Annotated in this window: 6 protein-coding genes and 3 pseudogenes; 6 read left to right on the top strand and 3 right to left on the bottom strand. The window is 72.2% G+C overall.

What is annotated here, in order from left to right:
- Both HUX53_RS23165 and HUX53_RS23160 read left to right on the top strand, forming a co-directional pair.
- The coding region (locus HUX53_RS23165; RefSeq protein WP_176405326.1) for a hypothetical protein at positions 1-3,558 on the top strand (3,558 nt) is incomplete at its 5' end.
- Positions 3,559-3,800: 242 nt separating this feature from the next.
- Positions 3,801-4,163, top strand: a complete 363-nt coding sequence (locus tag HUX53_RS23160) for a hypothetical protein (protein WP_217919795.1) — start codon at positions 3,801-3,803, stop codon at positions 4,161-4,163.
- A gap of 4 nt (positions 4,164-4,167) precedes the next feature.
- Here HUX53_RS23160 and HUX53_RS23155 read toward each other — a convergent pair whose 3' ends face one another.
- Positions 4,168-4,617: an NUDIX domain-containing protein gene (locus HUX53_RS23155; RefSeq protein ID WP_309237387.1), complete on the bottom strand. Its 450-nt coding sequence runs from the start codon at positions 4,615-4,617 to the stop codon at positions 4,168-4,170.
- A 117-nt stretch (positions 4,618-4,734) separates the two neighbouring features.
- Here HUX53_RS23155 and HUX53_RS23150 point away from each other — a divergent pair, with 117 nt between their 5' ends.
- Positions 4,735-4,941 (top strand): hypothetical protein, encoded by a 207-nt coding sequence (locus HUX53_RS23150; protein WP_176405324.1) that lies wholly within the window; start codon positions 4,735-4,737, stop codon positions 4,939-4,941.
- Between the two features lie 7 nt (positions 4,942-4,948).
- Here the strand turns inward: HUX53_RS23150 and HUX53_RS23145 are convergent, their stop codons facing one another.
- Both HUX53_RS23145 and HUX53_RS23140 read right to left on the bottom strand, forming a co-directional pair.
- Positions 4,949-5,833, bottom strand: coding sequence for a hypothetical protein (locus HUX53_RS23145; protein ID WP_176405323.1), 885 nt, complete (start codon positions 5,831-5,833; stop codon positions 4,949-4,951).
- Positions 5,830-6,396 (bottom strand): RNA polymerase sigma factor, encoded by a 567-nt coding sequence (locus HUX53_RS23140; RefSeq protein WP_255205540.1) that lies wholly within the window; start codon positions 6,394-6,396, stop codon positions 5,830-5,832. Before HUX53_RS23140 ends, HUX53_RS23145 begins: the two co-directional genes overlap by 4 nt.
- A 116-nt stretch (positions 6,397-6,512) precedes the next feature.
- Here HUX53_RS23140 and HUX53_RS41425 point away from each other — a divergent pair.
- The 3 pseudogenes from HUX53_RS41425 to HUX53_RS23115 form a co-directional block, all read left to right on the top strand.
- Positions 6,513-9,302, top strand: a pseudogene (locus HUX53_RS41425) (AAA family ATPase); the annotation flags it as partial.
- Positions 9,254-9,394, top strand: a pseudogene (locus HUX53_RS43125) (hypothetical protein); the annotation flags it as partial. The pseudogenes HUX53_RS41425 and HUX53_RS43125, both read left to right, overlap by 49 nt.
- A gap of 66 nt (positions 9,395-9,460) precedes the next feature.
- A pseudogene (locus tag HUX53_RS23115) lies at positions 9,461-10,033 on the top strand (WD40 repeat domain-containing protein); the annotation flags it as partial.

Below are 10,033 nucleotides of genomic sequence, written 5' to 3'. Positions count from 1 at the left end.
CTGCAGCCGGGGCCGCCGGCACTGGCCTTCCGGCCGGGCGACCCGCTGCCCCGGCTGCAGCGGCTCAGTGGTCGCGCGATCCGTTCGGCGGGGACCGTCCCGGGCACCGCGTTCACCGACGCCGACCAGGGCGAGTTCGCCGCCGGCCTGTACGTGACGCGCGACCTTGAGGGATACCTCACGCGGCGCCTCGCTCAGGCCCCCGCCGGACCGCCGGTGGTGGTCGGGGAACCCGGATCGGGAAAGACCAGCATTCTGTGGGGGATGGCCTGGCGACTCGCCGCGGCACCGGAAAGCGAGGTCTTCTTCGTCAAGGGCACGTGGCTGGTCTCGGAAGGGCAGGGCGGCGGCGCCCGGGTAGACGCCGACCTGCTCGCCGTGGGGATCGAGACGGCGCAGCGGGCGGGACGCGTCGTGACGGTGCTCATCGACACCGTCGACGTCTTGGTCAACAACGACGACAGCTGGATGACCCTGGCCACGGTCGTGGACGCGGCCGTCGCAGCCGGCGCCTCGGTCGTGATGACCTCGCGGGTCGCCGAGTCCACCCGGTTGCCCATCGAATGGGAGCGCTGCCCGCTGGCGGACTACGCGGCGGCGGGATCCGGCGATGTGCCGGGGGAACAGGACGAGTTCACCCGGGCGGTCGTGGCCCACGTCCGGTTCTACACCAAGGATCCGCGCAGGCGCGAAGACCTTGCGGCGCGGATGCTGGACATCGTGGCCAGGGACCTGCCGCTCAAACCGCTGTGCCTGCGCCCGCTGACGCTGCGCATGCTCTTCGAGATCTACACCCCGGGCCTGGTCGGCGACGACGTCGACACGACGGTCCTGTACGAGGCGTACTGGGACAACCGGGTGGTCCGGGACCGGCGTGCCTGGGACGAACCCGGCACGGGCGCCGGTTCCGGCCGCGACCTGAGCGAGGTGGCCGGGCTGCTGGCCACGGAGATGCTGCGGTCGGGACTGCCTGAAGTCATGGTCAGGTCGGTGTCGTCACCGGGCACCCTGACCTCCCGGCGGCTGGACGAAGACGTCCGGCTGCTCGTGTCGCGCGGTGTGGGGCAACTCGCCGAGAACGGTGTGTTCCAGTTCTTCCACCAGACGTTCTTCGAGTATGCGGTGAGCCGCGCCCTCATCCACGATCACGGTCGACGAGGCATCGACGTACTTGTCGCGCGTGCCATGGATCAGCACGACGACTATTTCCTGCTGGCGGTGGTGGAGCAGGCCCTGATGTGCGCGGGCAGATCCCGGGAGACGGCCGGACCGGCGGGGGCAGCCGTGCTGGAACTGCTCGGGCTGCTCGCCGCCGAACTCGAAGCCGAAGATCTCGAATCCGCTGCCGCGGCACTGCACCACGGGCTGCGCCGTGTCGTTCTCGCCGTCTGTGCGCAGAGCCCCCTGCTGACCGGCGAGATGGTGCCGCTGCTCACGCGTATCTTGGCCTCTCCCCGGCTCGACCTGCCGACTGTCGGCGGTTTCCTCCGGCTGCTGCCCGCGCCCGGACGCCGATTCGGCGAGCATGACATCGCCTTTCTGGAGGCGGTGGCCGGGCGCGCGGACAATGCCTGGCTCGCGGTGATCGAAGTGCTGGCCCGGCTGCTGCCGCGGGACCCGGCCCTCGTGGTGGCGGCGGTGCGGCGGGTCAGGTTCGCCGAACGCGCCGTCGAGCGTGACCGCGAGCTGGCGAACCGGGGGGAACTGCGCGACTTTCTGGTCGGCCTGTTCCTCTGGGACCCCGAAGAGGCGCTGTCGTTGCTCACGCCCGTGATCCAGGCGGCGATCGAGCATGGCAAGGCGGGCTACGCCGCGCGGGCCTTCGCCGAGATGGCCAGGCTCGCCGCCGCCCACCCGGATGCGGGGGACTGGGCCGCCTGGGCCGATCACCTGCTCGGTTCCGCCACCGATGAGACTTCCCAGCTCATCAAGGACCACGCGGCGCTGTTGGTGCCCCGTCTGCGCACGCTCCGGTTTCCCGATCTCGTCGCGTTGTTCGACGAACTGGCCGACCGGTTGGCCGGCGGAACCGTCCCGACCACGGCCGACCGCTCTCTGCTCGGGGCCGTACTGACGGTCGCCGGCGACCTGTGCCCGTCCGATTCTGAAACCGTCCGGTTCGTGACCGCGTTCGGCCGGGTGACGCGCCGGGAAATGGTCAGCGATCTGTCCCGCGGCTGGCTCGTCCCCCTGCTCTCCAGCGGATCTCCGCTCGGTGCGGCGATCCGCGACCTGGCGGTCGAATGGCTGGTCGAGGGCATGCCGACCACCACCGAAGAGCGGCCGTCGGACACCCGGGCCAAGGTGATCCGCAGCGCCCTTCAGCGCCTGGATCTGCCGCTTGCCGTGGCCGGTGACCTAGCCGGCAGGGCCGCCGCGCGGTGGCCGGTCGATCCGCGGAAACCGTTCCTCGTCTGGACCGACCCCGGTTGCCTGCTGCATCTGATCGTCCGAAGTGCGGCCGCGGAAATTCCCGAGGCGTGCAGCGCCATCGAGCTCATCGGGGACGGTGTCGCCCTGCGTTCCCCGGACGCCGCAGCGCTCACCGAACCGTTCCTGGCCAACGCCGGCACCGGACGGGAGGCGGTCCTACTGCTGGATCTGCTGCTCAGGGCCGGGGAGACAAGTCGCACGCTGCTCGTCCTCGAGCACGGCCGGGAACTGGACGGCGCGACGCTGTCCCTTCTCCGCGAGTCCGCACTAAGCGAATTCCGGACAGCCCTCCCCGCCGAGCGGCCGGCGGGTATGAGGCAGCAACTCCGCACCCGACTCCGGAACCTGAGTAAGTTGCTCGTCCGGCTGGACGAGCTGACCGGCGGTCTGCGAATCGCATGGCCGGAGCTGGCCGACTGGCTGGTCCGCGTGATGGACGATGAGGCGACCGGCATCCTCGTCGAACTGGCGAGGTCGGGACTGGAGCGCGAAGAGTACCCGCCCGCGGAGGTTCTCGCAGCCCTGCGGGGACTGTGCGGTGCTGAGGGTGACAGGCCGCCCGACTGCTCGTCCGCTCGGGGCCGGGCGGCCCGGTTGTGGTGCGTGTGGTGGTATGCCAGGTACGGCGCAGCCCAGGACACATCCGAGCTCCTCCGGCTGGCCTTTACGGAGCCGGTCGACCGCCTTGCCCTGATCAAAGCGTCCAGCCACATCTACGCCGGCAAGCACCGGACACCGCTCACCCTCGCGCAGTCTGTGGAATTCCTGCTGGAGGTGGGGCGCCGGATCGGGGCGAGCGGTTTGGGAGGTGCGGCCCGCAAGGACGTCTCGCGGGCATGGCGGGCCGCCATGTGGACTGTCGTCCCCGGAAGCGATACGGGACTCCAGTCGCGTATCGTCCAGGCTCTCCCCGAACTCGATGACGCGTTCGCCGGGCACCTGGTGCAGGTGGTGTCACCGCACCGGCGTCCTGAGGTCCTGGAGCACCTGCACGTTGTGGCCTCCGCCTCCGCCCTCGGCCCGAGACTGAAACTGAACATCGGCAGGGTGCTGGACCGGTATCGGCGGCACTCCTCCGATGCCGGCTGGCCCACGATCTTCGATGATCTGGACGGTGCCGGCTGAGCCGGAGGTCAAATCGCGGTGCGGGCAGGTGGGAGGAGCGGGGGCGTGGGAGCTGGGCTGTTGCGCTCGGCCTCGTCCAGCTGGCCCCGCGGCGACGTCCCCTGCGGACTGTTGGCCGGGCTGGTGACGATCACGGGACCTCCGCGGCACCGGAGCAGTTCACCGTGGCTCGCATTCGTAAGTCGAGGAGTTACCTCTGAGGTAATCGACCCGCTCGGACGGCGGGTGGGATGGTCGGCGGTATGGAACGCGCACTGGAGATGTTGGCGGGCGGCCGGGTCGCCTGGGGGACGCTGGCGCTGGCCGCGCCTGGCCTCAACGTGAAACTGGCGGGCATGAGCGACCGGGACGCCCCCGAGCTGCGCTACCTCATCCGCGTCTTCGGAAGCCGCGCGGTCGCGCTCGGCCTCGGCTACCTGATGAGCGACCCGGCGGCGCGGCGGCGGTGGCGGAGGCTTTGCCTGCTCGTGGACGCCTGCGACACGGCGGCCGGCGTCGCTCATTTGGTCCGCGGCGACGTGCCCCGCAAGTCGATGGCCGCCCTCGTGACCGTCACCGCCACCTACGCCACCCTCGACGTCCTCTTCCTGCGCACCGACTCCTAGGCCGTCAGCGCCAGCCGTGCACGGAGAATGCGCCGCCGCCGCGCATCCGTCCGATCGCGTCGGCGATGTAGTCGATCGTGTTGGACGGCAGTGCGTCCGGGGCGTGCCACCAGATGCGCGCGCACTTGTGCGGCTCGGCGTTGACGGGTTCACCGGCCCAGCGAGTCGCTGCAAAGAAGAAGCCGACGCGGTCGTCCTCGCCTGGCTTGCAACGATGGCTGACGTGGACGAAACGCGCGGCGTCCTCGCCCAGCCGCACGCCGACCTCCTGGAACGTCTCCCGGCGGACCGCCTCCAGCACGGATTCGCCCGCCTCCAGATGGCCGGACGGAACACCGGCCATCCCGTCGGCGTAACCGGTGTTCGCCCTTTCCATCAGCAGAACCCGCCCCACTCCGTCGAACAGCAGCGCATGAACGTCCACAATCGTCCGATGCCGTGCAGTCCCGGTCACCGGGCGACTATGCCACGGTGCAGGAACTCGTGCCGGGTCAACGGAGGAAGGCGTGGAGAGCGGTCCTGAAGCCGTCGGGTCTTCCGTCCAGGGCCTGTGTCCGGCGTCCTGCGGCTCATGCGTAGTGCGCTGGGCGGGACTCGTGCAGCGAGTCGACGGCGGCTGGTGGACGCCTGCGATACGGCAGCCGGGCTCGTCCACTTGGCGCGCGGCGACGTCCCGCGCGGACCGATGGCCGCGCTGGTGACGATCACCGGAACCTACGCGGCCCTTGATGTACTCAGCGTTGGGACGTCCAACGCCAGCGCCGTAAGGGCCGAGTAGCCGACCGTCAGTTTTCCGGCTTGGGGCCTACGAAGAGCATTACCTGGTTCTCGGCCCAGGCGACTGCGTCGTGGACGTACCACTTGTCCGGGACTTGGCCGGGGTACAGGGGCTTGCTGATGTTTCCGTCCATGTAGCGGTATTCGGGGACGGTCACGTGGCGCTTCTTCAGGGCGGCGAGGACGTCGCCCACGTGGTGGCCGCGGAAGGACATGCCGTGCATCGCCTCGCCCGGTGCGGTGACCGGGGCGGTGCTGGAGTACTGCTCGCCCGGACGGGCGGCGCGGGCGAACACGATCTCGGCGGTGCCCTTGTAGTCGGTGCGGATGCGGACGCCGACCGGGCAGATGTCGCCTCCGCCGCCGGTCTCGCACTCGCCCTTGGCGGTGATGGTCGTGACGTCGCGGGGCTTCGTGTCGCCGCTCGTGTCCATCATGACCACGGTGCCGACGATGGACGGCGACCCGGGGACGAAGGAGAGCTTGACCTTGAGGCCGTGCTCGGCGAACTCCTTCTGGTAGCGCTGCGGGTCGGCGAGGGGGTCGCGGACCTTCACGTCGATGTAGTCGCCCTTGCGCGTGAAGGACAGCGCCGCCACGAGCGAGACCTTCGGGCTCGGCTGGGTGGAGACGGCGGCCGGTGGACGCTGCGGTTCGCCGTCCGAGCCGAGGACGGCCACCGCGACGGCGGCGCAGGCCACGCCCGCGGTGGCGAGGGGGAGGCCGATGGTCAGCAGTGGGGTGCGCCGTTTCCGGGGTGCCGCGGGGGCGGGGGCCGTGACGGTGATGCGGTCGGCCAGGTCGGCGGCGGTCTCGTCCGGCAGCAGGTGCGTGGCCTGGGCGTCGGTGACGGGGGCGAGCCGGCTGATCAGTGTGTCGATGTCGCGGTTCATGCGTGTTCTCCGTTCGGGATCCGTGCGGCGGTGGGCAGCGCGGGCGCCTCGGTTCGTTGCAGTGCGCGGGCGAAGCGGCGGCGGGCGCGGTGCAGGCGGATCCGCACGGCGTTGCGGGAGCAGCCGAGGACGGTCGCGATCTCGCCGTGGTCCAGCTCTTCCCAGCCGACCAGGGACAGCAGTTCGCGGTCCGGTTCCGGCAGGCTCCGGAACGCGGCGGCCACGTCGGTCAGGTCGGCGGCCTCGGGGACGGCGACCTCGGTGCGGAGCCGGGAGCCGAGGTCGGCGGCCAGCGCGGAGCGGCGGCGTTCGCCGCGGTGGTGGTTGGCGAGGACCCGGCGCGCCACCCCGTACAGCCACAGCCGCGCCTGCTCGCCCGGTGGGACGTCGTCGAGCCGCCGCCACGCGGTCAGGAACGTCTCGGCGAGGACGTCCGCCGCGTCCTGCGGGTCGGTGGTCCGGCGCAGCGCGTACCCGAGGATGCGGGCCCGGTTCGCCGCGTAGACCTCCTCGAATCGATGTCGCCGGTCATCGGGTGGCGGCCCTTCCAAAGTGGACGGCAAGCCGTCTCCTCTCATCGCGCGCCATTGGCGCGGTGAACTGGCCTAACACACTCCGCATGTCCGGAAAGGGGTGAGCATTTCGTCCCCACGCATTCGGTAAGGGGCCCGCACGTAGCATGGGACGGGTTTGCGTCTCGTTCGGAGGATGGTGCATGCGTCGTCGGCAGGGCCCTGTTTTTCCCGGGTATCTGATGATCCTGCTGGTGGCGCTCCTCGGCCTGGCATTGCAGGTATCGCCACAAACCACTCATGTCGTCCAAAAATGGGCGCTTCCCGTCATCATCCTGTGCATGCTGCTGATTCCCCTCGTCCTCGCGTGGGAGAAGGGGCAGGAGCGGCGCAGCCTGGCGCGGCCGGTGTGGGAGGCCGACCGGTCGCCGTACCCGGGCCTGGACGCCTTCACGGAGGAGGACGACGGGGTCTTCTTCGGACGCGACGGTGAGATCCAGGAGCTGATCGAGCGGCTCCGGCCGGGCAGCGAGCCGCGGTCGATCGCGGTGACCGGGCCGTCCGGGGTCGGGAAGTCGTCGCTGCTGTACGCCGGGCTGCTGCCCCGCCTCGACCAGCAGCGGCGCTGGGTCGTGCTGCCGTCGCTGACCCCGGAGGACGACCCGTTCCACTGTCTCGCCCACCGCATCGCCGACGTCCAGGGCGAGCGGGACGCCGAGGAGATCGCCGCGCGCTTGCGGGACGATCCCGCAGAGCTGCGGAGGCACATCGACGCGCTCCGGCGTGGACGTCGGAACCGGTCGGTGCTGATCGTCGTCGACCAGGCCGAGGAACTGCTCACGCTCACGGCCGACGATGACCGCGACGCCTTCCTGAGCATGCTCCGGGACGCGTTGGACGCCGACACCAAGCTGTGGGTCGTGTTCGTGTTCCGGGCCGAGTTCCTCACCGCGTTCCTGAGCGGCGGGTCCGCCGGCCTGTTCCGGCATCCGTTCACGGTCACCGCACTCGACCGGGCGGCGCTGCGCACCGTCATCCGGGAGCCCGCCGAACAGGCCGGCATCGCGTTCGAGCCGCCGGAACTCGTCGCGCAGATGGCCGACGACACCGGCGACGGGACGGCGCTGCCGCTCCTCGCCTACCTGCTGCACGAGCTGTATCTGCACGTCGGGCGCAACGGCACCATCACCGCCGAGGACTACCGCCGCACCGGCGGCGTCGACGGCGCGCTCACCCGCCGCGCCGACCGGGTGATGCGCGAACTGGAGGCCCTCGACCCGGCGCCGCCCGTCCTGCCGACGCTCCTGAAGTTCGTCAAGTTCACCGACGGGCGGCCGACCCGGCGGAGAGTGCCCGCGAGCGAGCTGGACGGCGCCGGCCGCCTGGTCGTGGACGCGTTCGTCCGGGAACGGCTGTGCACCAGCGGCCGGGACGGCGAGGAGGCGGTGTTCGACGTCCCGCACGAGGCGCTGTTCTCCGCGTGGGCGCCGCTGCGGCAGACGATCGCGCTGCACGCCGAGACGCTCCGCCGCCTCGCCGACCTGGAGCAGTGGGCCGCCGAATGGGACCGCTACGGCCGCCAGGAGGCGTACCTGCTGCGCGGCGAGCGGCCCGCCGCGGCGCGCAAATGGCTCGCCGAGGCGGACGGGGTCGCCGCCGTGGAGCCGCTGGTCACCGACTTCGTCGAGATCTCCCACCGCTCCGACGGGGTCGCGATGCGGCGGCTCGCCGACTCCATCGCCCGGCAGGCCCTCACCGGCTTCCGCACCGACCCCGAGCACAGCCTGCTGCTCGCCTTGGCCGCGCACGAGGAGTGCGCCCCGACGCAGCTGGCCCGCCGGGCGCTGTCGGCGGCGCTCGCGGTGTCCCGGGTGCGCGGCGTCCTGCGCGGCCACGACGACCGGATCTGGTCGGTGGCCTGGTCGCCGGACGGCTCGCTGGTCGCGACGGCGTCCTCGGACCGGACCGTCCGGATCTGGGACGCGGACGGCGGCGAGGTCGCGGTGCTGCGCGGGCACGAGGCCCCGGTCGTCGCGATCGCCTGGTCGCCGGACGGGCTGCGGCTCGCATCTGCGTCCAACGACGGGACCGCCCGTGTGTGGGACGCCGCCGCCCACGCCCGGATCTCCGTCCTGCGCGGCCACGGCGACATGGTGTGGGGCGTGACCTGGTCACCGGACGGCACCCGCCTCGCCACCGCGTCCCGCGACGGCGATGTCAGGATCTGGGACCCGTCGGACGGCTCGGTCACGGCCACGCTCAGCGGCCACGAGGGATGGGTCCGCGACGTGGCCTGGTCGCCCGACGGCACCCGCCTGGCCAGCGCGTCCGACGACCGCACGATCCGGGTCTGGGACGCGGTGACGGGGCAGCAGACGGCCAGGCTGGAAGGCCACGACGACACCGTCCGCACGGCCGCGTGGTCGCCCGACGGCACCCGCATCGCCAGCGGCTCCTACGACCGGACGGCGCGGGTGTGGGACGTCGCGACCGGCGGGTCCGGGCCGGTGCTGACGGGGCACGGCGACATCGTCTGGGCCGTCGCGTGGTCGCCGGACGGCGCCCGGCTCGCCACCGGCTCCCACGATCGGACGATCCGGCTGTGGTCGGCCGCGGAGGGCACCGAGCTGGCGGTGTTCCGCGGGCACGGCGAGGCGCTGCGCGCGGTGGCCTGGTCGCCGGACGGCGCCCGCCTGGCCAGCGGCTCCAACGACCGCACCGTCCGGTTCTGGGACGCCGAGCGCGCCGCCGAGGTCGCGGTGCTGCGTGGGCACGAGCGCGCGGTGTCGGCGGTCGACTGGTCCGCGGGCGGGATCGCCTCCGCCTCGCATGACGGCACCGTCCGCGTCCGGGCCGATGACGGGCTGCGGGTGCTGCGCGGGCACACCGACGAGATCTGGGCCGTGGCGTGGTCGCCGGACGGCGCCCGCCTCGCGACCGCCTCCCGCGACCGGACGGTCCGGGTGTGGACGGCGGAGGGCACGCAGGCGAGCGTCCTCGCCGGCACGGCGACGGGCTGCGGGCGGTGGCCTGGTCGCCGGACGGCGCCCGCCTGGCCAGCGGCTCCGACGACCGCACCGTCCGGTTCCAGGACCGCGACGGCTCCGCGCCGCTCGTGCTGCGCGGCCACGAGGACACCGTCCGCGCCGTCTCCTGGTCGCCGGACGGCGAGCGGATCGCCTCCGGCTCGCAGGACGGGGCGGTCCTGATCTGGGAACCGCGGACGGGCCTGCGGGTCACGGCGCTGAGCGTGCCGCAGGGCGCCGTCCGGGCCGTGGCCTGGTCGCCGGACGGCGGGCACATCGCGGCCCTCTCCGGCGACCGCGCGGTGCGGGTGTGGAACGCCGCGGAGGGGACGGAGGTGTCCGTGCTGTCCGGGCACGACGGCTGGCTGTGGTCGGTGGCGTGGTCGCCGGACGGCCGCTTCCTCGCGACCGCGTCCGGCGACCGCACCGTCCGCCTGTGGGACGCGCTGTCCGGCCGGGAGTTGTCCGTCGCCGCCGTCCACGACGACGAGATCTGGGACGTGACCTGGTCGCCCGACGGCACCCGCATCGCGACCGCCTCCGGCGACCGCACGGTCCGCATCTGGGACGCCGTGACCGACGCCCCCGCCCTGGTCGAACGCGCGAGAACCCGAGTCTTCCGCCCCTTGACCCCCGACGAACGCCAAACCCTGATGATCCCC

Source organism: Actinomadura sp. BRA 177 (assembly GCF_013372625.1).
Classification (GTDB): Bacteria; Actinomycetota; Actinomycetes; order Streptosporangiales; family Streptosporangiaceae; genus Spirillospora.
The sequence above is the reverse complement of the archived record's forward strand: the minus strand, read 5'-3'. Positions and strand labels throughout refer to the sequence as shown.